Annotated in this window: 21 protein-coding genes and 1 riboswitch; of the genes, 10 read left to right on the top strand and 11 right to left on the bottom strand. The window is 71.3% G+C overall.

Going from position 1 to position 23,306, the window contains the following annotated elements; all coding sequences use genetic code 11:
• The 5 genes from ACWCPY_RS28465 to ACWCPY_RS28445 form a co-directional block, all read left to right on the top strand.
• Positions 1 to 393, top strand: a 393-nt coding sequence (locus tag ACWCPY_RS28465) for a flavodoxin-dependent (E)-4-hydroxy-3-methylbut-2-enyl-diphosphate synthase (RefSeq protein ID WP_451269648.1), incomplete at its 5' end; no start/stop codon positions are given.
• A gap of 26 nt (positions 394 to 419) precedes the next feature.
• Positions 420 to 2,321, top strand: coding sequence for a 1-deoxy-D-xylulose-5-phosphate synthase (gene dxs, locus ACWCPY_RS28460; RefSeq protein WP_451269646.1), 1,902 nt, complete (start codon positions 420 to 422; stop codon positions 2,319 to 2,321).
• Positions 2,318 to 3,715 carry an aspartate aminotransferase family protein gene (locus tag ACWCPY_RS28455; protein ID WP_451269644.1) on the top strand — a complete coding sequence of 466 codons (1,398 nt, stop codon included), beginning with the start codon at positions 2,318 to 2,320 and terminating at the stop codon, positions 3,713 to 3,715. Before dxs ends, ACWCPY_RS28455 begins: the two co-directional genes overlap by 4 nt.
• Positions 3,716 to 3,776: 61 nt before the next feature.
• Positions 3,777 to 4,385: a helix-turn-helix domain-containing protein gene (locus ACWCPY_RS28450; protein WP_451269642.1), complete on the top strand. Its 609-nt coding sequence runs from the start codon at positions 3,777 to 3,779 to the stop codon at positions 4,383 to 4,385.
• A 31-nt stretch (positions 4,386 to 4,416) separates the two neighbouring features.
• Positions 4,417 to 4,584, top strand: a complete 168-nt coding sequence (locus tag ACWCPY_RS28445) for a DUF6126 family protein (RefSeq protein WP_451269640.1) — start codon at positions 4,417 to 4,419, stop codon at positions 4,582 to 4,584.
• Positions 4,585 to 4,607: 23 nt separating this feature from the next.
• On the opposite strand, the gene ACWCPY_RS28440 is transcribed toward ACWCPY_RS28445, so the two are convergent.
• Entirely contained in the window at positions 4,608 to 5,420 is an 813-nt protein-coding gene (locus tag ACWCPY_RS28440) for a tyrosine-protein phosphatase (protein ID WP_451269638.1), read from the bottom strand.
• A gap of 225 nt (positions 5,421 to 5,645) precedes the next feature.
• Here ACWCPY_RS28440 and ACWCPY_RS28435 point away from each other — a divergent pair, with 225 nt between their 5' ends.
• From ACWCPY_RS28435 to ACWCPY_RS28425, 3 genes are all read left to right on the top strand, one after another.
• Positions 5,646 to 7,742 (top strand): alpha-galactosidase, encoded by a 2,097-nt coding sequence (locus tag ACWCPY_RS28435; protein WP_451269636.1) that lies wholly within the window; start codon positions 5,646 to 5,648, stop codon positions 7,740 to 7,742.
• Positions 7,743 to 8,039: 297 nt separating this feature from the next.
• A riboswitch (cyclic di-AMP (ydaO/yuaA leader) is annotated at positions 8,040 to 8,196 on the top strand.
• A gap of 3 nt (positions 8,197 to 8,199) precedes the next feature.
• Positions 8,200 to 9,135: a M23 family metallopeptidase gene (locus ACWCPY_RS28430; RefSeq protein ID WP_451269634.1), complete on the top strand. Its 936-nt coding sequence runs from the start codon at positions 8,200 to 8,202 to the stop codon at positions 9,133 to 9,135.
• 188 nt (positions 9,136 to 9,323) lie between these two features.
• Positions 9,324 to 10,169, top strand: coding sequence for an SGNH/GDSL hydrolase family protein (locus ACWCPY_RS28425; RefSeq protein WP_451269632.1), 846 nt, complete (start codon positions 9,324 to 9,326; stop codon positions 10,167 to 10,169).
• A gap of 36 nt (positions 10,170 to 10,205) precedes the next feature.
• Here the strand turns inward: ACWCPY_RS28425 and ACWCPY_RS28420 are convergent, their stop codons facing one another.
• Genes ACWCPY_RS28420 through ACWCPY_RS28395 form a run of 6 tightly spaced genes read right to left on the bottom strand, consistent with a single transcriptional unit; the run spans position 10,206 to position 16,371 of the window.
• Entirely contained in the window at positions 10,206 to 11,084 is an 879-nt protein-coding gene (locus ACWCPY_RS28420; protein WP_451269630.1) for an STM4011 family radical SAM protein, read from the bottom strand.
• Positions 11,085 to 11,090: 6 nt separating this feature from the next.
• Positions 11,091 to 12,452 (bottom strand): STM4012 family radical SAM protein, encoded by a 1,362-nt coding sequence (locus ACWCPY_RS28415; RefSeq protein WP_451269629.1) that lies wholly within the window; start codon positions 12,450 to 12,452, stop codon positions 11,091 to 11,093.
• Complete coding sequence (locus tag ACWCPY_RS28410) at positions 12,449 to 13,264, bottom strand: STM4013/SEN3800 family hydrolase (protein ID WP_451269662.1); 816 nt, start codon at positions 13,262 to 13,264, stop codon at positions 12,449 to 12,451. Before ACWCPY_RS28410 ends, ACWCPY_RS28415 begins: the two co-directional genes overlap by 4 nt.
• A gap of 37 nt (positions 13,265 to 13,301) precedes the next feature.
• Positions 13,302 to 14,456: an STM4014 family protein gene (locus ACWCPY_RS28405; RefSeq protein ID WP_451269627.1), complete on the bottom strand. Its 1,155-nt coding sequence runs from the start codon at positions 14,454 to 14,456 to the stop codon at positions 13,302 to 13,304.
• Positions 14,437 to 15,408 carry an STM4015 family protein gene (locus tag ACWCPY_RS28400; protein ID WP_451269625.1) on the bottom strand — a complete coding sequence of 324 codons (972 nt, stop codon included), beginning with the start codon at positions 15,406 to 15,408 and terminating at the stop codon, positions 14,437 to 14,439. The genes ACWCPY_RS28405 and ACWCPY_RS28400 overlap by 20 nt, the downstream gene beginning before the upstream one ends.
• A gap of 6 nt (positions 15,409 to 15,414) precedes the next feature.
• The gene (locus ACWCPY_RS28395; protein ID WP_451269623.1) at positions 15,415 to 16,371 is read right to left on the bottom strand and encodes an STM4015 family protein; all 957 of its coding nucleotides are present in this window, start codon (positions 16,369 to 16,371) and stop codon (positions 15,415 to 15,417) included.
• A gap of 192 nt (positions 16,372 to 16,563) precedes the next feature.
• Here ACWCPY_RS28395 and ACWCPY_RS28390 point away from each other — a divergent pair, with 192 nt between their 5' ends.
• Both ACWCPY_RS28390 and ACWCPY_RS28385 read left to right on the top strand, forming a co-directional pair.
• Positions 16,564 to 16,890, top strand: coding sequence for a hypothetical protein (locus ACWCPY_RS28390; protein ID WP_072488886.1), 327 nt, complete (start codon positions 16,564 to 16,566; stop codon positions 16,888 to 16,890).
• Positions 16,891 to 17,019: 129 nt separating this feature from the next.
• A complete protein-coding gene (locus ACWCPY_RS28385; protein ID WP_451269621.1) occupies positions 17,020 to 18,021 on the top strand; it encodes a DUF6745 domain-containing protein in 1,002 nt (333 codons plus the stop codon).
• Between the two features lie 61 nt (positions 18,022 to 18,082).
• On the opposite strand, the gene ACWCPY_RS28380 is transcribed toward ACWCPY_RS28385, so the two are convergent.
• The 4 genes from ACWCPY_RS28380 to ACWCPY_RS28365 form a co-directional block, all read right to left on the bottom strand.
• On the bottom strand, positions 18,083 to 18,694 hold the full coding sequence (locus tag ACWCPY_RS28380; protein ID WP_266429819.1) for a TetR/AcrR family transcriptional regulator: 612 nt from the start codon (positions 18,692 to 18,694) through the stop codon (positions 18,083 to 18,085).
• Positions 18,695 to 18,799: 105 nt separating this feature from the next.
• Positions 18,800 to 19,492, bottom strand: coding sequence for a hypothetical protein (locus ACWCPY_RS28375; protein ID WP_451269618.1), 693 nt, complete (start codon positions 19,490 to 19,492; stop codon positions 18,800 to 18,802).
• Entirely contained in the window at positions 19,417 to 22,527 is a 3,111-nt protein-coding gene (locus ACWCPY_RS28370; RefSeq protein WP_451269616.1) for a S8 family peptidase, read from the bottom strand. The genes ACWCPY_RS28375 and ACWCPY_RS28370 overlap by 76 nt, the downstream gene beginning before the upstream one ends.
• A 160-nt stretch (positions 22,528 to 22,687) precedes the next feature.
• Positions 22,688 to 23,251: a carboxymuconolactone decarboxylase family protein gene (locus ACWCPY_RS28365; protein ID WP_451269614.1), complete on the bottom strand. Its 564-nt coding sequence runs from the start codon at positions 23,249 to 23,251 to the stop codon at positions 22,688 to 22,690.
• Between the last annotated feature and the right edge of the window lie 55 nt (positions 23,252 to 23,306).

The raw sequence follows: 23,306 nt of genomic DNA, 5'->3' as shown, positions 1-23,306 counted from the left end.
GCCGAGGAGGTCAAGGTCGGTATCCAGATCCTGGAGTCGTTGAATCTGCGTCAGCGGCGGCTGGAGATCGTGTCGTGTCCGTCGTGCGGGCGGGCGCAGGTGGATGTGTACAAGCTGGCGGACCAGGTGTCGGCGGGTCTTGAGGGCATGGAGGTTCCGTTGCGGGTGGCCGTGATGGGCTGTGTCGTCAATGGTCCGGGCGAGGCCCGTGAGGCGGACCTGGGCGTGGCGTCGGGCAATGGCAAGGGGCAGATCTTCGTGAAGGGCGAGGTCATCAAGACCGTGCCGGAGTCGAAGATCGTCGAGACGCTGATCGAAGAAGCCATGAGGATCGCCGAGGACATGGCAGAGGCGGGGACGCCGTCGGGGGTTCCTGCCGTCACCGTGAGCTGAGACGGAACCAGAGAGGGGGCCCGAGCGTGACGATTCTGGAGAGCATCCGGGGGCCGCACGATCTCAAGGCGCTGAACGGAGCACAACTCGGCGAACTCGCCGAGGACATCAGGCACTTCCTCATCCAGGCGGTGGCCAGGACCGGCGGCCATCTGGGGCCCAACCTCGGGGTGGTGGAGCTCTCCATCGCCCTGCACCGTGCCTTCGACTCGCCCGCCGACCGCATCCTCTGGGACACCGGGCACCAGAGCTATGTGCACAAACTGCTCACCGGACGGCAGGACTTCTCCAAGCTGCGCGGCAAAGGGGGCCTGTCCGGATACCCCTCCCGGGAGGAGTCCGCGCACGACGTCATCGAGAACTCGCACGCCTCGACCGTCCTCGGCTGGGCCGACGGCATCGCCAAGGCCCATCAGGTGCTGGGGCGGAGCGACCACGTCGTGGCCGTCATCGGCGACGGGGCCCTCACCGGCGGGATGGCCTGGGAGGCGCTCAACAACATCGCCGCCGCGCGCGACCGGCCGCTGATCATAGTGGTGAACGACAACGAGCGTTCCTACGCCCCCACGATCGGCGGCCTCGCCAACCACCTCGCCACCCTCCGTACCACCGACGGGTACGAGCGCTTCCTCTCCTGGGGGAAGGAGATGCTCCAGCAGACCCCCGTCATCGGACAGCCGCTGTACGAGTCGCTGCACGGCGCGAAGAAGGGATTCAAGGACGCCTTCGCACCGCAGGGCATGTTCGAGGACCTCGGGCTCAAGTACGTCGGGCCGATCGACGGCCACGACATCGCGGCCGTCGAATCGGCCCTGCACCGTGCGAAACGCTTCCACGGCCCGGTGCTGGTGCACTGCCTCACCGAGAAGGGCCGCGGCTACCCGCCCGCGCTCCTGGACGAGGCCGACCGCTTCCACACCGTCGGCGCGATGGACCCGCTGACCTGCGCCCCGCTCGTCCCGGCCGACGGGCTCTCCTGGACCTCGGTGTTCGGGGACGAGATCGCCGCGATCGGCGCGGAGCGGCCGGACGTGGTGGCCATCACGGCGGCGATGCTGCACCCCGTCGGACTGACGAAGTTCGCCGAGGCGTTCCCCGACCGGGTCTGGGACGTCGGCATCGCCGAGCAGCACGCAGCCGTGTCCGCGGCCGGACTGGCCACCGGCGGCCTCCACCCGGTCGTCGCCGTCTACGCCACCTTCCTCAACCGGGCCTTCGACCAGCTGCTGATGGACGTAGCGCTGCACCGGTGCGGGGTGACCTTCGTCCTCGACCGGGCCGGCGTCACCGGACCCGACGGGGCCTCGCACAACGGCATGTGGGACATGTCCGTGCTCCAGGTCGTCCCCGGGCTGCGGATCGCCGCCCCGCGCGACGCCGGTGAACTCCGCGCCCAGCTCCGTGAGGCCGTCGACGTCGACGACGCGCCCACCGTGATCCGGTTCCCCAAGGAGTCGGTGGGGGAGCCGGTCCCGTCGGTCGGCCGGATCGGCTCCATGGACGTGCTGCACCGGGCGGAGCACCCCGATGTGCTGCTCGTCGCCGTCGGCGTGCTCGCCCCGGTCTGTCTGAAGGCCGCCGATCTGCTGGCCGGGGCCGGCCTGCGCTGCACCGTCGTCGACCCCCGCTGGGTGAAACCGGTCGACGAGGAACTGCCCCCGCTCGCCGCCCGGCACCGGCTGGTCGCCGTCGTCGAGGACAACAGCCGGGCAGGGGGCGTCGGCTCGGCGGTCGGGCAGGCGTTGCGGGACGCCGGGGTCGACGTACCGCTGCGGACGTTCGGCATCCCCGAGCAGTTCCTCGCGCACGGCAAGCGCGCCGAGGTGCTGGCCGACATCGGGCTCACCCCGGTGGAGATCGCCGGACGGATCAGCGCAGCACTGGCCGCCAAGGAGGCGGCGACGAGGACCGAGGAGAGCGGGGAATGAAGGACGACGGGCCCAAGGGCTTCGACCTGGCGCGACTCCTCGCGGAGCGCGGCGCCGAGCGCTACGAGCTGCACACGAGACACCTCAACCACCAGCTGCCCCGGATGCTCCGCACCATCGGCTTCGACAAGGTCTACGAACGGGCCGAGGGCGCGCACTTCTGGGACGCGGACGGCAACGACTACCTGGACATGCTCGCCGGATTCGGCGTGATGGGCCTCGGCCGGCACCACCCCGTCGTACGCAAGGCCCTGCACGACGTCCTCGACGCCTCGCTCGCCGACCTCACCCGCTTCGACTGCCAGCCGCTGCCCGGACTGCTGGCCGAGAAGCTGCTCGCGCACAGCCCGCACCTGGACCGGGTCTTCTTCGGCAACAGCGGCACGGAAGCGGTCGAGACGGCCCTGAAGTTCGCCCGCTACGCCACCGGCAGGCCCAGGATCCTCTACTGCGCCCACGCCTTCCACGGCCTGACGACCGGCTCCCTCTCAGTCAACGGGGAGGACGGATTCCGGGACGGCTTCGCCCCCCTGCTGCCGGACACCGCCATCGCACTCGGCGACCTCGACGCGCTGCGGCGCGAACTCAAGCGCGGTGACGTGGCGGCACTGGTCGTCGAGCCGATCCAGGGCAAGGGCGTCCACGCCGCGCCCCCCGGCTTCCTGCGCGAGGCGCAGGAACTGCTGCACAAGCACAAGGCCCTGCTCATCGCCGACGAGGTGCAGACCGGACTCGGGAGGACCGGCGACTTCTACGCGTACCAGCACGAGGAGGGTGTCGAGCCCGATCTGGTCTGTGTCGCCAAGGCGCTCTCCGGCGGCTATGTGCCGGTCGGGGCGACCCTGGGCAAGGACTGGATCTTCCGGCGGGTCTACTCGTCGATGGACCGGGTCCTGGTCCACTCCGCGAGCTTCGGCTCCAACGCCCAGGCTATGGCGGCCGGGCTCGCGGTCCTCGCGGTGATGGAGGACGAGGAGACCGTCGACCGTGCGCGCCGCACCGGTGAGCTGCTGCGCGACCGGCTGACCGCACTGGTCGACCGCTACGAGCTGCTGCACGAGGTGCGCGGGCGCGGGCTGATGATCGGCATCGAGTTCGGCCGGCCGTCCTCGCTCAAGCTGCGCAGCCGCTGGACCATGCTCCAGGCGGCCCGCAAGGGACTCTTCGCGCAGATGGTGGTGGTGCCGCTGCTCCAGAAGCACCGCATCCTCACCCAGGTCTCGGGCGACCACCTGGAAGTGATCAAGTTGATTCCGCCCCTGGTGATCGACGAGTCGGACGTCGACCGGTTCGTCACGGCGTTCACCGCTGTGATGGACGACGCACACAGCGGCGGTGGGCTGATGTGGGACTTCGGCAGGACACTGGTGAAGCAGGCGGTCGCCAACCGCTGACCGTTTTTGCCTGAGAGGCAAGATATTTGCCTCTCAGGCAGGATCCTGGCCCAATGGGTACATGAATCCTCCAGACGGAGGGGTGGCCGACGAGCTGCCCGGAGTCGCGCCCCGCCTGCGCGACCTGCGCCGGAGCCGTGGTCTCACCCTGGAGACCGCCGCTCAGCGGGCCGGGCTCTCACCCGCCCATCTCTCCCGGCTCGAAACGGGTCGCCGCCAGCCTTCGCTGCCGATGCTCCTCGGTCTTGCCAGGATCTACGGTACGACGGTCTCCGAGCTGCTCGGCGAGACACCCCCGGAACGGGACGCGATCATCCGCGGCGGAAAGTTCGAGGGAGCCGAGGCGGACGGCTGGATGTACCGGCAGACAGGCGGCTCCGGCCGGGCGATGCAGGCGCTCCGCGTCCGGGTTCCGCAGGCCGCGCAGAGCGATCTCGTGCGGGTACATCCCGGCGAGGAATGGCTGTACGTGCTCGCCGGGCACCTGAGGGTCTGGCTCGGGGAGACCGTGCACGATCTCGCCCCCGGGGACAGCGCGCACTTCGACTCGCTCACCCCGCACCGGATCACCGCCGTCGACCGTGAGGGTGCCGAGCTGCTCTTCGTCCACACCCTGCTGCAGAGCCCCGCCGCCGAGCTGTGTCTCGGCAGTGGCATCCACCGCCGCTGAGACCGGTCTCCGGTCGCCAGAGAGGACCGTCATGTCCGATTCGGAGAACTTCGACCCGCTGGGGTCGAACAAGAAGTACGAGGCCCAGGAGCGGAAGTTTCCGCGCGGTGTGGTGATCCGGCTGTTCGCCTACCTCATCGCCGGACACATCTTCGCCGCCTTCCTCTACCTGCTCTTCGCGGTGGCCGGCAAGGGCTGACCACCACGACCGGGCGGCCCCGGCTACGCCTCGTCGAGGAGCCGGTCGCGCAGCCGCTCACGGGTCCCGGGGGTGAGTCCCAGGCCCTCGGAGAAGTAGCGCTCCGTGCTGCCCCAGGTCTCCTCGATGGTGGCGAACGCCGCGGCGAGGTACTCGGCATGGGCGCCGAAGAGCGGATTCAGCAGTTCCATCACCTCGGCCGACATGCCGTCCGCCGAGGTGTCGCTGCGGCGCACCCGGTAGCGCCGGTGGGCGTCGTTGGACTTGAGGTAGTCGGCCTCGATGGCGTCACGCTCGACGCCGACCGCGAGCAGGGACACCGCGATCGACAGACCGGCCCGGTCCTTGCCCGCCGCACAGTGCATCAGGGCGGGCACGCTGTCCTCGGCCAGGGCGTGCAGTACCCGGCTGTGCTCGGCGGTGCGGTCCCGGATGATCGAGCGGTACGAGGCGACCATCCGGTTCGTTGCCTTGCCGTCGCCGAGGATCGAGCGCAGTTGCTCGGTGTCGCCGTTGCGGACCATGTGCCAGAACTCCGCACCGTCGGCGGGGTCGGAGAGCGGGATGCTCACATTCCGTACGCCGGGCAGCTCCACGTCCAGACCGTCGAGCCGGCGGTCGGCGGCATTGCGGAAGTCGAAGATCGTGTGCAGGCCGAGGCCGCCGAGGAAGGAGGCGTCCTCGGTGGTGGCGTGTGCCAGGTGACCACTGCGGAAGAGCCGCCCGTGCCGCACCCGCCGTCCGTCCGCGGTGGGCAGCCCGCCCACATCGCGGAAGTTGCGGACACCCGCCAGCTCGGGTTCCGCCGACGGTACCTGCGGCAACTGCTGCGTCACAGCGACTCCTGGGGTGTCCGGTGCCGACGCGGGTCGCCGGCGAGGCAACTTCCGCGACGGTACGACATTGGTTCCTCAGGCAATCATCTCGGCCTTTCCCTGTCGATACCCGGGCGAACTCCGGTGCTCCAGTGGCGAATCCGCCCGGTGAATTCCTGGCAAGTCCGTTGCCCACGCCCCAACGATGATCGATGATGTGCGGAACTGTTGGAATGTGGGGATGCGATGATCGAGACGGGCAACACCGGCCGGACCTGGCTGCTCACCGGGGCGAGCAGCAGCTATGCACTGCGACTGACCGAGCAGGACGAGCTGGTCCATCTGCACTGGGGGCCGAGGATCTCCCTCGCGGCGGCCGAGGCGCTGGCCGCCGCGCCGGAGCTCCCCTTCAGGGCCTTCGAGTCCCACCTCGACGGCCGGGAGGAGTATCCGGTGGAGGGCGGCCCCCGGTTCGTGCGCCCGGCGCTCTCGGTGCGTACCCCCGAGGTCCGCGGCACCGAGTGGGCCTTTGCCGACGCCTCGGTGGACGGGGACGAGCTGCGGCTCGGCTTCACCGACTCCGTGCACCGGCTCGACCTCACCCTGCACTACCGGATGCGGGACGACTCCGACGTCGTGGAGCGCTGGGCCACCGTCGCCCATGCCGGACCGGACGGCCCGCCGCTGGAACTGCTGCGCGCCGACGCGGCCGCCTGGTCGTTGCCGGCCCGCGACGGCTGGCGGCTGAGCCGGCTGCACGGACGCTGGGCGGCGGAGTCGCGGCTGGAGCGGGCGGAGCTGCTCCACGGCGAGAGCGTCATCTCCAGCCGGCGCGGCCACACCGGGCACCAGTACCTGCCGTGGGTGGCCCTGGACGCCGACGGCGCGGCGACGGAGGAGAGCGGCGAGGTGTACGGCTGCGCGCTCGGCTGGTCCGGCTCGTGGCGGATCTCCGTGCAGCGGCTGCCGGACGGGCTCGTGCAGATCACCGGCGGCGCCGGCTACGACGACTCCGGACTGCTGCGGCTCGCGCCGGGGGAGTCGTACACCACGCCCGTGTTCGCCGGGCTGTGGAGCGGCCAGGGGTTCGGCGGCGCGAGCCGCGCCTGGCACGCCTGGCAGCTGGCCCATGTGATCCCGGACGCGGAGAAGCCGCGGCCGGTGCTCTACAACTCCTGGGAGGCGACGGGCTTCGACATCTCGCTGGACCAGCAGCATGCCCTCGCCGTGCGCGCTGCCGCGATGGGCGTCGAGCTGTTCGTGGTGGACGACGCGTGGTTCGGGCAGCGGACCAGCGACCGGGCCGGCCTCGGTGACTGGACGCCGAATCCGGACCGCTTCCCCGGCGGGCTGAAGCCGCTCGCCGACGAAGTGCACCGGCTCGGCATGCAGTTCGGAATCTGGGTCGAACCGGAAATGGTCAATGCCGACAGCGACCTCTACCGCGCGCACCCCGACTGGGTGCAGCACTTTCCCGGACGGGCGCGGACGGAGTACCGCAACCAGCTGGTGCTCAATCTGGCCCGCCCCGATGTGCAGGAATATCTCTGGGAGCAGCTGGACACACTGCTCTCCGAGACGCCCGTCGACTATGTGAAGTGGGATTTCAACCGCTGCTTCACCGATGCGGGCTGGCCGGGCGAGGAATACCCGCAGAAGCTCTGGATCGAGCATGTGAACGCCCTGTACGCACTGATCGACCGGCTCAGGGCCGCACATCCCTCGGTCGCATTCGAATCCTGCTCGGGCGGCGGCGGCCGGATCGACCTGGGGATCCTGTCCCGTACGGACCAGGTGTGGACCTCCGACAACACCGACCCGCTCGACCGTCTCGCCATCCAGGAGGGCTTCGGGCACATCCACCCGGCCCGGGTGATGGCCGCCTGGGTCACCGACAGCCCGAACCACCAGCTCAACGGCAGGGTCAGCTCGCTGCGCTTCCGTTTCGTGAGCGCCATGGCCGGTGTGCTCGGGGTCGGCGGGGACCTCACCGAATGGAGCGAGGAGGAGCTGGCCGAGGCGCGGACCTGGGTGGAGCTCTACAAGGAGATCCGGCCGGTCGTGCAGCACGGCGCGCTGTACCGGCTGCGCGAGCCGCGCGGCGGACTCAGTGCGGTCCAGTACGTCCACGGCCAGGAGACCGTGGTCCTGATGTGGCTGGAGGCGCAGCGATACGGGGAACGGCCCCCGGCCCTGCGGCTGCGCGGGCTCGACCCCGCGGCGGCATACACCTGCCTGGACACAGGGGCGGTGCACCACGGCTCGGCGCTGCTCCACCAGGGACTGCAGAGCGGACTCCAGGGGGATCTCGACGCACGGGTGCTGCGCCTGCGAAGGGTGTGACAGAAGGGGCATGTCCGTAATGCGGTCTTTTGTCTGAACATCGCCCGTTTATGCGGGAGATGATCGCCGCCTCGTGAGCGGGATCATATCCGTGACGGTGTGTGGCGGCAGGAGGGTCGGGCATTCCGTGCGCCGTGCGGAAAGCCAAGATCCGTAATCCACGGAGTGTGACCGGAATTCCGCACCGATTTCCCCGGTGCGGAATCCGCAATGGAACCCGCCGCTTGTTCTCGCCGTCCCGACTCGCTTACGGTCACCGTCAATCCGGACGGACCGCCTAATCCTGCCGCCGCCCGGAATTCGTACCCACTCATCGCGTGGCAGGAGCGGGGGAACCAGGTAAGTCGCCGACCGGAGAAATCCGGCCGGCTCGGGGTGAAGTCGCACTCGGTGCGGCCGGGCATCTCCAGCCCGAACCCGACAGCTCACCTCGCAGGCGCCGGAGAGGAAGCACGTCATGCCCATATCGGGTAAGCACCGCCGTACGAAGATCGGTCCCGTCGCCCGTGGCGTCGCCGCGGTCGGTGCCGGTGGCGCCGTCATCGCACTCCCGCTGCTCGGTGCCACCGGTGCCCACGCCGCGGAGCAGGCCGCCCCGGCCGCCGCCCCGCAGTCGGCCACCGCCGCCGCGCACGCCCAGCCGGTCACGCAGAAGCAGGCCGCCACCACGACGTACTCCGTCGTCTCCGGCGACTACCTGTCGAAGATCGCCGCCGAGCACAAGATCGAGGGCGGCTGGCAGCAGCTGTACCAGGACAACCGCAAGGTCGTCGGTGAGGACCCCAGCCTGATCTTCCCGGGCATGAAGCTGACCCTCGGCGGCAAGGCGGCCGGCAACGCCGCGCCCACCGGCGCCGGCACCGGCTCCGCCCTCCCGTCGAAGGCGCCCTCCGCCGCCGCGGCCGCCGAGAAGTCCGCCCCGGCCAAGTCCGTGACCGCCGCCCCGCAGTCCAAGGCGGCCTCCGCCCCGGCCGCCAAGAGCAGCAGCTCCGGCTACGTCCACCCGGTTCCCGGCAACCACACCACCAACTACCGGGCCTCCGGCTCCAACTGGTCCAGCGGCAGCCACAGCGGAATCGACTTCCCCGTCGCCACCGGTACCAGCGTCAAGACCATCACCTCCGGCACCGTCGTCACCGCCGGCTGGGGCGGCGCGTACGGCAACCAGGTCGTCGTCAAGCACGCCGACGGCCACTACTCGCAGTACGGCCACCTGTCCTCGCTCTCCGTCTCGGCGGGCCAGACCGTGACCGTGGGCCAGCAGATCGGCCTCTCCGGTTCCACCGGCAACTCCACCGGCCCGCACCTCCACTTCGAGGTCCGCACCGGCCCGGCGTACGGCTCGGACATCGACCCGATCGCCTTCCTGGCCTCGCACGGCATCTACGTCTGAGCCGAACGGCCGGGCAGCTGAGCGACACAGCATGACCTGAGCAACACAGAAGGGGCGGTGCGCGGCGGCGCACCGCCCCTTCTGCTTATTCCCTCTTTATCAAAACTGACCGGGTGGTCTATCTCACCACCCGTCAACCCCATATTACGGTCGCGTAGGTCACATTCGGCGGTGCAGGATAAGCGTTTGTGGCAGACGATTCGAGAAAAAACCAACGTGGCGTCAACAACCGACAGGGCGTCATCGGGTCGTACGCGGCGATCGGCGACAGCTTCACCGAGGGAGTCGGCGACCCCGGCCCGGACGGGACCTTCGTCGGCTGGGCGGACCGATTCGCGGTACTTCTCGCGGACCAGCTCCCGGACCCCGATGCGGCGACGGGCGGCGAAGGCTCCGCGCACGGCAATTTCAGGTACGCCAATCTCGCCGTACGAGGACGCCTCCTCGACCAGATCGTCGAGGAGCAGGTGCCGCGCGCCAAGGAGCTCGCACCCGATCTGGTGAGCTTCTGTGCGGGCGGCAACGACATCATCCGGCCGGGCACCGACCCCGACGACGTGGCCGAGCGCTTCGAGCGCGCCGTCGCCGAGCTGACCGGGGCGGTCGGCACGGTCATGGTCACCACCGGCTTCGACACCCGTGGCGTTCCCGTGCTGCGCCATCTGCGCGGCAAGATCGCCACGTACACCGCCCATGTCCGGGCCATCGCCGACCGCTACGACTGCCCGGTCCTCGACCTGTGGTCGCTGCGCTCCGTCCAGGACCGGCGCGCCTGGGACGACGACCGGCTCCATCTGTCGCCCGAGGGACACACCAGGGTCGCGCTGCGCGCCGCCCAGGTCCTCGGTATCGACGTGCCGGCCGACCCCGACCAGGAATGGCCCCCGCAGGCGCAGCGCGGCACCCTCGAAGTACGGCGCGACGACATCCACTGGGCGCGCGAGTACCTGGTTCCGTGGATCGGCCGGCGGTTGCGCGGCGAATCCTCCGGCGACCACGTCGAGGCGAAACGGCCGGACCTCCTGCCGCTCTAGACCGTCTCGCGCAGTCCCGCCGGACGTGTCCGGAGCTCAGACACGTCCGGCGAGCAGCGGCGGCAGCGATGCCGGTATCCGCTCCAGCACACCGCCGGCGAAGACGTCGTACAGCGGCAGCGTCTCCAGATGCACGTAGCCGATGTGGCAGTCGCAGACCGCCAGCGGACAGGCACGCGGACCGAGGGCCCTGCGGTAGCTCCCGTCGTAGAGATTGCCCAGCTCTGCCGGGACGAAATGGCAGCGTCGCACGGTGCCGTCACCGTCCACCGAGACGACCGACTCACCGGTCCTGCAGGGCAGCCCGGCCGACCGGTGCGGACGCCGGCTGTACGGGAAGAGCGGGTCGATGGCCGTCCAGCGGTCCGCCTCCTCGTCCGTGTAGCTGTGGCCCTCCGCCGCGTTCACCCAGAGATAGACCTCCTCCGGCAGCGCGGCGCGCAGCCGCCGCGCCTCGTCGAGATGGTCGTCGAGCCCGACCACACCGACACTGTGCCGGATGCCGAGCGCGGTCAGCTCCCGGCACTTGGCGAGGAACCGCTCGTACGGCGTCTGCCCCGGGTGGTACGTGCACCACAGCGCGATCTTCTCGCGGCCCGCCTCACCGGCCTCGGCCAGCCACCCCGTACGGCTGCTCATGTTGGTCTGGATCGCGACCCGTCGGATGTGCGGCAGCTGCGCCAGCTCGACCAGCGCACGGCGGTACCAGGAGCGGACCAGCCCCTCGCCCCACGGGGTGAAAAGCACCGAGATCCGGTCACCGGTCTGCGCCGCGGCCCACGCCGTGAACCGCTCCAGCGCGGCACGGTCGGCCCGCAGCTGCTCCGGGCTGTCGCGCCGCTTGGCGAAGGGGCAGTACGGACAGTCGTAGTCGCACGAGGCGAGCGGGCCTCGGTAGAGGATCGTCAGGTCCATGGGCGCTCACTTCAACTCGTACGCGGCCATCGTGGCCCGTACACCGGGGGAGAACAGTTCCGGGCCCAGTGCGTCGGAGTGGGCCAGGCCCTCGGGGGAGAGCCGCAGCAGTCCCAACGCCCCGGCCGACGCGTCGAGCCAGCCGCGCGCCTCGAACCGGGCCAGTTCGAGGGGGAAGTCGTCGGCCGGCGAGGTGCCGAACCGCTCCCTGTAGTCGGCCAGGCGCAGCCCCTCCGCCTGGAGGACCGACTGCAGGAGGTGGCGGCGGCGCGCCTCGTCGCCGTCGACGTACCGCCCGACCTCCGCGCGGGAGAAGTCCTCGGTGGCCGCGTAACCGTCGATGATCGCCCGGACCTCCCGCATCTCGACCGCGTAGTCGAAGGAGTAGTGCAGTCCCGTGGTGTACGAGCGGGCACCGCACCCCAGGCCGATCATGCCGTCGGTCTGGCAGGCGTAGTCGTCGGGCCCGTCCGTCCGCGGGGCGTCGGCGCGGCGGAACATCCGCATCGAAACCTGCTCGTAGCCGTGGGCCAGGAGATGGTCCCGGCCCGCGCGGTACAGCCGCAGCCGCTGCTCGTCCCAGGCCGCGTCCGCCACGGCCTCGCTGTCGGCACCGAGCCGTCCCAGTCCGGTCAGCGGGCGCACGTACAGCGGGTAGAGGTACAGCTCCTCCGGCCGCCAGCCGAGCGCCGCGTCCAGCGAGGCGCGCCAGCTGTCCTCGGTCTGCCCGTCGATGCCGTAGATCAGGTCGATGTTGAGGACCGGGATGCGGGCGTCACGTATCCGGTCCAGCGCCGCCTCCACATCGGCGCGCCGCTGCGGGCGCACGGCGGCCCGCGCCTCGGCCTCGACGAAGCTCTGCACCCCGATGCTGATCCTGGTCGTCCCGCGGTCGGCGAGGACGGCCAGCCGGTCGGCCGTCGCGGTCGACGGCGACGTCTCGACCGACAGCGGGACGGACCGCAGATCGGCGCCCATCCGCTTCTCCGCGATGTCGCAGAGCCGTTCCAGCTCCACCGCGGTCAGGAACGTGGGCGTACCCCCGCCGAACGCGGCCGCGGCGAAACGCGCCGGCTCCTCGTCGCCCAGCGCCTCCCGTACCGCGGTGGCCTGCCGGTCCAGCGCGTCGAGATAGCGGGTCGTCAGCTCGTCCGGGGCGCCGATCCGGGTGAAGAGATTGCAGAAGCCGCACCGGACCTCGCAGAACGGTATGTGCAGATAGAGCGAGAGCGCGTCCTTGCGCTCGGCCGCCCACAGCTCGCGCAGCGCCGGCCGGCCGGCGAGCGGCCGGTAGGCGGTCTTGTGCGGGTAGGCGTAGACATAGCTCTGGTACGGCCGGGTGGCCGGCACGGTGGTGGTGGTGCTCATGGTGCGATGGCCCCCGGTTCCAGGAAGAAGTGCGCGTACGGAACGGTCCAGACGGACTCGTGACCCAGCCGGTGACCGGTGTAGCCGTCGTCCCCGTACGCCGTGCCGTGGTCCGAGCAGACGATGGCGAAACAGCGACGGCGGCTGCTCGCGGCGGCGAAGAGCCTGCCGATATGGGCGTCCACGTACTCCAGGGCCGCGGCGTGCGTGTCGCGGGAGTCGCCCGCCTCGCGGGTGGCGCCCGGCCGGTGGAACCAGTTGGGCTGGTGCAGTGCGGACACATTGACGAAGAGGAACAGCCGCTGCTCCTGGGGGAGTCCGGCGACCACCTCCTCGGCACGGGCCACCTGTGCCTCGAAGGAGGTGGACGACGCCACGCCGAACTCCGGCTCCCAGTGGCTCTCCTGGAACATGCCGGGCAGCACGGAACCGAGCGGCGCCTGCTTGTTGAAGAAGCCGACACCGCCGATGCACACCGTGCGGTAGCCCACGCCGGCGAGGCCGGAGAGCAGATCCGGCGTGTCGAAGACGAAGGTGCCCGAGGCAGTGGACTCACTGCCCGCGAAACGCGCGGCGAACAGCCTCGGATGCGGCCCCTGGCCCGCCGGTGTCGGCAGGAATCCCGCGAAGATCGCCTGGTGGGAGGCGTAGGTGAAGCTCCCCGGCGCATGCCGCTTCTCCCAGACGCCGCCCGGCAGATGGCGTGCCAGATGGGGGATGCGGCCCGCGGCGGCGAGCTCCTGCGCCACGTCGTGGCGCAGCGTGTCGAGGGTGACGAGCAGCAGGTCGTGGCTGCCCACGATCTGGCTCATGTCCGGGTTCCGGGCGTCCACGGGGGCGCGCGGGGTGTCAGGCAGTGGCGGTTGCACGGTGGTTCCTTGCTGTGTTCATTACGGCGGCGACCTGCGCCGCGTAGGTGTCCAGGCCCTCGGCGCCGCTGCCCGCAAGCCCGGTCAGCCGCGGCAGGAGGTCCCCGAAGGCGTTGACCTCGCCGACGGCGAAGCGCCGCCAGCCGGTCGCGGGCAGCAGATCGACGCCCACGCACAGGGTGTCCGGGAAGCACCCCGCGGCCCGCTCGCACACGGCCAGGGCCTCGCTCCAGCTGCCGCCCGCCGCCTCGACGGCCTCACGGACCTCGCCGAGATCCCCGCGTTCGCCGCCGAGGTGGAGGTTGGTCATGGGGGAGCGGCTGGTGCGCACCACGGCGTGGGTGGCCCGGCCCGCCACCACCACGACCCGCAGATCCGTCGCCCGGCCCCGCCGGGTGGCCTTGGGCAGCCAGCGCTCGATGTGCAGGCCGTCCGGTGCGAGCGCGTCGACGAGCGCCGCGACCTCCCGCTCCGTCGTGACGCGGCGCACCCGCAGGGAGTTGAAGAGCCGGCCCGACATGTCACGCTCCACCGACGTGGTGGCCCGGACCCGGCCGGGCCCGGCCGTCTCCACGGCCAGGACCCCCGAGGCGGACGAGCCGTGTGCGAGCTTCACGAAGACCCGGGGCAGGCCGTGGTCCGCCATCCGTTCCCGTACGTCCGCCCAGTCCCGCACCACGGGCGCCGCGGCTCCCGAGGTCGGCGAGGCCGGTACCGGCACCCCGGCCCGGTCCAGCACCGCATGGCAGAGCCGCTTGTCGAACAGCACCGCCACATCGCCGGGATCGTCGAGCAGTACGGCACCGGCCGCGGCCGCCGCGCGCGCCACCTCCCGCACGGCCGAGGTGAAACGGACGTACCAGAGGGCGGTCCCCTCGACCCGGGTCGGATCGCCGACCGCGCGGAGCAGCCGTTCCACCTCGGCGTCCTCACCCGGGGAGTCCATCCGGACGGTCTCACCGGGCAGGAATCCGGCTTCGCCGCGCAGGACGTCGAGCCAGGACACGACACGCGCCGCCGGCAGCCCGGCTCCGCGCACGGCGTCCTGGAAGAGCGTGACCCGGCGGTTGCCGGGCACTCCCACGACGGCGAAGCGCGGCGCCGGGCCGGGCGTACTACTCGCCGACGGCGACATAGCGGTCGATGTCCTCTTCCGGGTCCCAGTACTCGACCTCGTCGATCTCGACGTTCACCCGGTCCGGACCGAGGAGGTCCCTCAGGCGGTCCACCAACGGGTCGCTCATGTAGTGGTGGTGCAGGTCCAGCGAGGTCAGGTGGGTGAGCGGCTGGCCCGAGAGCAGCGCTTCGGCTCCTTCGTCACCCAGGGTCCCCATCGAGAGGGAGAGCGTCTCCAGCTGGGCGACGACCGGGGCGGAGGCCACGGCGGCCGCGATCTCGTCCTGGATCTCGCTGTTCCGCAGCCCCAGGTGACGCAGGGCGGGGAACGTCGCTCCGGACAGGAGCGGAGCGAGGTCCTCGATCCCGGTGTCACCGCCGTACTCGGTGACGCCGAGCCAGAGGTCGAGGTGCTCCAGCGCGGGCAGCTCGGAGGCGCCGATCGCCCGCACGAGCCCGGACGGAAGCCCGCCGGACTCGAACCGCAGCGACTTGAGCGACGTGTGCCGCACCGGCCGCAGACCGAGCGAGGACCCGTCGGAGCCCTGCTCGCCGCAGCCGCGAACCGTCAGCTCCTCCAGCTGCCCGAACGCCTCGACCACCGGAGTCACATCGCACATCTCCAGCCACGACACCTCGCACTCCTCGCTGACGACATCGGCGAGGAAGAGCGCCCGCAGGGCCGGGAAACGGTCCGCGTGACCGACCAGCAGATCGACGACCGGGGCGAAGGACTCGTACTCCTCCTGCCACCAGGGGCCGATCAGCAGGGCCCGCACCCGCGTGGTGTCGACCGTGTCGACGAAGTGCTGCCACAGCGGGCCGAACGTCAGATCGCCCTGCCAGGCACTCTCCAGCCGCCAGGCGACCGAACCCGCCTCCGGCAGCGGAGTGCCGGGGGTCCGGTCCGGACCGGACAGGGTGTGGACGGGCAGGCCGTGCGACGACTCGGGATGCTCGATGTCAGTCATGGCGTGTCACTCCGCGGCCGAGGTGTAGCGGCCTTCGACGCCGCGGTCGCCCCAGGGCTTCTCGCGCTCCGACACGTCGACCCGCACACCGTGCGGCTTCAGCGCCTCCGTGATCCGGCGCTCCATCGGTTCGGTCATGAAGTGGTGGTGCAGATCGAGCTCTTCGAGATGGGTCAGCGGCTGGCCGTCCAGCAGCGCCGCCGCGCCCTCGTCGCCCATGGTGCCGTTCGACAGGTCGAGAACACGCAGCTGTGCGACGACCGGGGCACTCGCGACCGCCGTCGCGATCTCGTTCTGCAACTCGCTGTTGCGCAGACCGAGATGGGTGAGCCGGTGGAAGCGGGTGCCGGAGAGCAGTGGGGCCAGGTCGGCCACATCGGCGTCGCCCCCGTACGCGGAGACGCCGAGCCAGAGGTCGAGCCGCTCCAGCGCGGGCAGCTCGCTGTCCACAATGCCCCGGATCACCCCGACCGGCAGGCCGCCGGTCTCGATGGTCAGAGAACGCAGCCGCTCGTGCTTCGTGGGGGAGAAGACCAGGCCGGTGCCGCCGCGCACGCCCAGTTCGAGCAGATTGGGGAAGGTCTTCAGCAGCACCGTGACATCCGTCTGCTCGATCCAGGAGATCTCGCTCTCCTCCGAGATCATGTCGCCGACGAAGACGGCCTCCAGCGAGGTCAGCCGGTCGGCGGCGGCGATGATCAGATCGATCGGGTAGGACGAGTCCTCCTCGTACGACTCGCCCCACTGACCGACGATCAGGGCCCGCACCCCGGCCGGGTCGACCGCCTTCAGGAACGCCTGGAAGGCCTCCTCCCAGGTCATCTCCGATTCGTCGTCGAACGGATCGACCGAGATGCGCCAGGCCGCCGCGTCGGCGGCCTGCACGGGCGCCTCACCCGTCGCGTGCTGGAAGTCGACAGTGGGAAGGCCGAGCAACTCGTGCAGATGGTCCACACCGGACATGACCGTGAGCTCCTGGAACTGGGGGAACGGCTGATGCCCACAAGGTTTATCAAGCCGCACTGACAACGGGGCGACCGGGACCGCCGCGACGGGTCGTCGGGTCCGGCCGGCCGGCGGTCGATTGTCAGACCCGCCCCGTAGCGTTTTCTGCGTGGCCGGCACAGCGGGTGCGGCCATCGAGGGGAGACGTCTGTGTACCGGCAGGGCGATGTACTGATCGTGTCGTTGGACGAGTCGGCGGTGCCCGCGCACCTCGTGGACGCGCCGGGCGAGCCGAGGGACGGCAAGGGCCGCATGGTCCTCGCGCTGGGCGAAGTCACCGGCCATGCCCACGCGGTCCAGGGGCCGGGCCGGCTGATGCGCGAGGCGGGGGCGTTCGGGCCGATGCTGCTCCACCTTCCCGAGGGCGGCCGGGTGGTGCACGAGGAGCACGCGGCGATACCGCTGTCCAAGGGCTGGTACCGCGTGGTGCGCCAGCGGGAGTACACACCGGGCGCGGTCCGCATCGTCGCGGACTGACGGCGGCCGGGGAAGGGGACCAGGAGGTCCCGCGGCGCACCGGATCACCGTGGCGCACGGCGCGGAGCGCGCCACGAACAAGACAGAACAAAGAACCAGATCGCAGAACACAGGGGACGGGGAAGACCGATGCAGTACGTGGACTCATGGCGGACCGTGGCAGCGGCGACCGGTGCGGCGGACCGGTCCGCGGCCGAGGACGGGCTGCGGCTCGCCTACCGCAGCGCAGGACTGGCCGAGCCGGAGCGGATCGTCTGGGTCGACTCGCCCAGGGCCGCGGTGGAGGCCGTCGAGAAGCTCGTCGACGCCGGACGCTCGGTGCGCGACGAGGTGCGCACCCGGCCCTGGGCGCAGGAGCGTCGCCGGATGTACGACGAACTGGGACCGGCGGGCTGGTCCGCGCTCTGGTCCGCCACGGGCGCACAGCTCTGGGAGACCACCGCGGCACTGGCCGACCGGATCAGGGCCGGCGTCGTCGCCGACCTCGCCGCGCGCCCCGAGGAGGAGTCCGACGTCCGGCTGGTGCTGCTCGACGCGGTCCTGGGGCAGCACGACGCGGCCTGGCTCGCCGCTTTCGACGGCCGGGGCGACCGGCTCGACGGTCTGGCCGAGGTGGCCAGGCACGCGGGCTGGTGGTGGCCCTACGAGCGCGTCGTGGTGATCAGCGAGCGCCCCGAGGCGCTGCACCGGGACGAGGCGGGGCGGCTCGATCGCGGGGACGGCCCGGCGCTCGCCTACCGCGACGGTTTCGCCCTTCACGCCTGGCGCGGCATGCCCGTGCCCGCCGAGTTCCTGGACGAGCTGAACTCCCTCACCCCGAAGCGCATACGCGAGGAGGAGAACGCGGAACTGCGCCGCGTGATGCTGGAGTTCTACGGATACGACCGCTACCTCACCGAATCCGGCGCCGAGCCGGTCCACCGCGACGAGACGGGTGTCCTGTGGCGCATCGCGATGGACGGCGACGAGGACGTGGTGATGGTCGAGGTGGTCAACTCCACCCCGGAGCCGGACGGCACGCACCGCGTCTACTGGCTGCGGGTGCCCCCGGGCACGAGGACCGCGAAGGACGGTGTGGCGTGGACCTTCGGACTCCAGGGCGACGCGTACGCTCCGGTGCGCCAGACCTGAGCGCCGCCGGCCGCCCGGACCGCGCGGCCGGACCATCGCCCGGACCGCCGTCGGGGCGGGGTCAGGCCGTCAGCGCCTCGTGGTCGATGCCCAGTTCGCGGGCGAGTGCCTCGTCGGTCCAGGCCAGCATCGTGGCCCGGGAGAGCGGACCCGCGTACGACGTCGTCTGCACGGCCAGACCGTCCAGCAGGGCGGTCAGCCGCCAGGCCGCGGACATCGGGTCGTCGCAGTGGAACTCACCGGCGGCGGCGCCCTCTTCGATGACCTCGGCCAGTTCCGCCTTCCACTGCTGGTCGAGATCGCCGGCCACATTGCGCAGGGCCGGATCACGCAGCGAGGCGGCCCAGGCCTCGATCCACAGCCGCCAGCCCTTGGCCTGCCCCGTCGGCGCGTACCAGCGGACGGCGGCGCGCAGCCGCCGTACCGCGCTGGTGCGGCGGCCGAGCACCTTGCGCAGCTGGGCGAGGTCGGCCTCGGCGGCATGCGCGAACGCTGCCGCGACCAGCTTCTCCTTGGTCGAGAAGTGGTAGAGCACGAGCGCGTTGCTCACTCCGAGCACGGCGGCCACATCGGCGATCCGTACCGCCGCGACGCCCCGTACCTCGATCTGTTCGACGGCAGCGCGCAGCAGCTCCTCACGACGCTCCGCCACGCTCAGGCGCACTCTTGCCACGGCGTCACCCTAGCGAATATGCCACGCACGGGAAGACCGGGGGGCGGAGCCGTCGACGACCCCGCCCCCTTCTTCAGACGGCGCCTCCGGCGCCGGTCCGCGCCGTCAGCACCAGATGTCGGCGCAGCCGGAGTTGTAGGCGTCGATCAGCGTCTCCGTCAGCGAAGCGCCCGAGGCATCCGTGACGGTGGACCTCAGATCGGCCTTGGCCGTCCCGAGCGCCGGCACGGTGACCTTCCACCGGCCGTCGGCACCGCGGGCCGTCCGGGCCGGCTTCCAGTCGGTGCCGTCCGTGGCGTACCAGACCTTCAACGAGGCGATGGTCAGCGCCTTCCGGTCGCCCTGCGCGGTGAGACCGACCGTGTAGTCGAGCGGCTTTCCGGGATCGGCCGCGTTCTCCCCGGAGAGCGGCAGCCGGTAGTCCAGGTCCAGCAGCCGGGCCGGGGCGGCCGACTTCTCGTGCCCGGAGCGCAGCCGCCACTCGCTGGTGATTCTGCTCCCGAGCATCCACGTCACCGGATCGGGCGAGGTGCGGGTGGCATCGACGGTGAGCCGGTACCAGCCCGTCCCGCGCGGCAGGTCGAACGTGGCGCGTCCCGGTGCGGCGTTGCGGGCCAGCACCTTTCCGCTGTCGTCGGAAAGGACCGTGCTCCCGCTGTCCGCGCCCGGTGCCGTCTCGGCGCGGTGCCCGGCCGCGTCGGAGAACACCGGCAGTGCCACCTTCAGTTTGTCGCCCTCCCTGACGACCTGTGCGGTACCGGCCTGCCGGCCGAGTGCCGGGTTGAAGGGGGCGGACATCCAGTCGTCCCGGTACTCGGCGTCCGCCCGGTAGACGGTGGGCGGGCCGACGAGCGTGCCCAGCGGATAGACCTGGTCCCGGACGTCGTACTGGTAGTGGAAGGTCGCCGTCGTCCACGCCACCCCGGGGAGAAGTGGAGCCGCTGCTCCGACGGCGGACGGTAGCGGGTCACCTGCTGATAGAGCGTCAGCCCGTGCCAGGTCGTCCAGGCGTACATGCCCTTGGGGTCGGACGGGTAGCCGTGGGTGCGTTGTGTCGTGCGCACCTCGGCCAGTTCGGACCGCCGGTCGAACCAGTCGGCCCCGGCCGGGACCCGGCCGTCGACCGAGTGATGCAGATAGTAGGCGTCCGCCCCGGCGCCGACGCCGTTCAGCGTCAGTGTCAGCGCTCCCTGGGCGAGCCGGTCGCGCAGCCCGGGCACACTGGCCGGGTCCAGCCGGAGCACCGGAGTGGGCCGGTAGACGGAGAGCCCGTAGCCGACGTACATGATGGCGGCCGTTCCGGCCTCGGTCAGTTTCTGGTAGAGCCCGTTGTTGAACGAGGTATTGCTGGTCGCCGGTGTCCACAGCACGATCCTGCCCTTGAGGTCCACCGCCGCCGGGTCGGTGTCCGCCCCGGTGCCGATGTCGACGACCTCCCCGGTCGCGGTGCCCAGCCAGCTGTAGATGCTGTACTGCGACAGCAGCAGCTTCAGAGCCTGCGGGGAGGAGCCGGGCTCGTGCGCGTCGACCTCCCGCTGCTGCCAGCTCAGTCCGCCGAAGAAGGTGAGCCCGTCCAGTGGGCCGCCTGTGGTGGGCACGGCCTCGACGCGGTACTGACCGGCGGAGCTCGGTGCGACGAGCCCGTTGTCCGCGGTGCCCGAGCCGGTGTCGATCCGCGAGGCGATCCCGGTCGCCGACTGGAGGGCCACCCGGGCGGACCCGTCGTCCACCCCGATCCGCACCGGCTCGGCGCCCTCGGTGTCCAGTGCGACCGAGGTGTCCCGGTCCACCGTCACCCGCCGGGCGAAGTGGATCGCCGTGGTCCCGACGACGGTGTCGTCGACCGCGTCGTACTCCCAGGTGTGCCCGAGGACCCGGTAGCTGCCGCGCGGCAGCGTCACCTTCCTCGGCACGGTGCCGGTCAGCCCGATCAGCTGGGACGCACCGGTCCGCTCGTTCTGCAGGACCACACCCGTCGAGGTGGCCCTGCTGCCCGCGCGGGGCGCGGGGCCGGTCAGGGTGAGGGTGTGGGTCTCCGGGTCGGCCTGGATCGAGACGGGTACGGTCGCCCGTCCGTGCCCGGGCCAGGTCGCGGTCACGGCTCCGTCGTACGTCGTCCCCGGCTCGACCCGGGACGGTTCGAGGGTGACCGTGGAGACGGCCGAGGACCGCGCGGGCACGGTCAGCGTCCGCGCGCCGAGTCGTACCGCGCGGTCCCGCCCCGCGGAGAGCGTGAGCCGCACGGGCTTGCCGGTGGTGTTCGTCCACGTCAGTTCGCGGCCCTGCGGCTCGGCCGAGCCGTTCGGGTACGTGGCCCCGGCCGCCAGTGCGGCGGGTTCGGCGACCACCGCGGCGGACAGCGCGGCCGGTACGTCGACCAGTCCCGAACCGGTGTCGGAGACCGTCGCGCCGTCCACCCGGGCCGCGCTGCCGACCAGCGCGGCCTTCAGCAGGGCGCCGGACCAGTCGGGGTGCCGCTGGGCCAGCAGGGCGGCGGCGCCCGCCACATGAGGGCTCGCCATCGACGTACCGGAGAGCGAGGCGTACTGCTCGGTGACGGCGGCGTCGTCCAGGGTGCCCGCGGCACGCGCGGCGACGATGTCGCTGCCGGGGCCCGAGACCTCCGGCTTGACGGCGGGCCGGCCCTGGCGCGGTCCGCGCGAGGAGAACGGCGACATCGCACCCGACTTGGTGACCGAGCCCACGGTCAGGGCCGCGTCGGCGGCGCCGGGCGCGCTGATGGTGTGGTCACCGGTGTTGCCCGCGGCGATGACGAAGAGCGTGCCGTGCTCCGCGGAGAGCTTGTCGACGGCGGCGGACAACGGGTCGGTGCCGTCGGACGCCACGCTCGTGCCGAGGCTCATGTTGACGATCGCGGCGTCCTGGTCCACGGCCCACTGCATGCCGGCCAGGATCCAGGAGTCGTAGCCGTAGCCGTCGTTGTCGAGCACCTTGCCCTCGACGAGTTCCGCACCCGGCGCCACCCCCGCGTACCGGCCCCCGGACGCGGCCCCGGAGCCGGCGACGATCGAGGACACATGGGTGCCGTGGCCCTGCCTGTCCTGGACGTCACCGTCCCCGGTGAAGTCCTGCGAGGCTACGACGGCGTTCTTCAGATCGGGGTGGTTCCGGTCGTAGCCGGTGTCGAGAACGGCGACCCTGGCGCCCTTCCCGGTGATCCCGGCCCGGTGCGCCCGGTCGGCGCCGATCTGTGGCACGGACCTGTCGAGCGTGGCCCGCACCCTGCCGTCGAGCCACACCTTCCCGATGCCCCGGTCACGGGCGCGTGACGGTGTGCCGAGCTGTTTCCAGACGGTCCCGGCCGACTTCTTGGGCACGTCCAGGGCGGAGGTCCCGGCGGTCGGGAAGGCCGCGGCGACGCGTGCTCCCTCCGGGGCGCCGGGGCTCGGAGACTCCTGCGTGGCGCCGCCGACGAGAATGCGCAGCGAGTCCGTCTCGGCGTCCGCGTAGCCCGAGGCGGCGAGCTCGGTCACGTCGAACAGCCGCTGGTCCACCCGGCCGCGGGAGATCTGGCCGAGGGCATCGATGGGGACGGCGTACTCGTGGCCGCCCGCCCGGAAGCGGGTGAAGCCCATGGCCTCGCGGCCGTCGCCCGGCACGATCGAGCTGATCTGTACGCCGTTCCCATGGCCGGAGTACGTCACCACATCACCGGTCAGCAGGGTGACGGTGCTGCCCCGGCCGGCCATGGCCGGGGGTGTGGGCGGGTCGGCCGGGGCGGGGCTGTGGTCGGCGGCGGCGGGGAGTGTTCCACCGGCGAGGGCGGCGGCGAGCGCGGTGGCGCAGACCGTCATCCATCTGGTCCGTCTCATTCTCACCTCGTGAACTCGTTGGTTCTCAGCGAGTGATGAGGTGAGAGTGTCAGGAACATGGCGATCGGGGGCCGGGTGCGGGCTGGCGGGTAGCTGCCATGGCGGCTACCCGCCGCACGGGCCGGGGGACCGAGGCGGAGCAACCGGCCGGGTCGCCGGGTCAGCGGTTCGTGGGGCGTTCCACCTCGCACCGGTCCTTGAAGCCCTGGCTGGTCAGGCCGAGAGCGGAATTCGTCCGGGAGCGCATGTTCTCCACCGCGACCACCGTCGTGAGCTCGACGAACGCCGCCTCACCGAGCGTGGTCCGCAGCCGCTGCGCCAGCTCGTCCCCGACCTCCGGAGGGGTGAGGCTCATCGCCTCCGCGTACTCCATGACGTCGCGCTCCAGCGGGGTGTACACCTCGCTCTCCCGCCACACCGGCACATCGCGCAGCTTGCGCGGGTCCATGCCGTGGCGGTGGCTCTCCCAGTAGCCGAAGTCCATGCACCAACTGCAGCCGATGGTGGCCGCCGACGCCATCACGGCCAGCGCCTTGAGCTGCGCGTCCAGCTTCTTCCAGCGGCCCACCGACAGCTCGAACCGGGCCCCGGCCCACAGCACCCCGGTGTGGTGGGCGGAAGCCCGCAGCGGATCGATGACCTTGCCGTACGTACGGTTCGAGTACCACGACACAGCACGGAAGAGGAGGGAACGGGGCGGGTCGAGCGGGATTCGGGCGGTCATGGCCGGTCTCCTTCGGTACGGCTCCGGTGCCCCAGGGCGGTGCCGTGGGGCCGCT

The sequence above is a fragment of the Streptomyces sp. NPDC002403 genome, from assembly GCF_053593015.1.
Note: the sequence above shows the minus strand (reverse complement) of the source record. Positions and strands in the feature narration are given on the sequence as shown.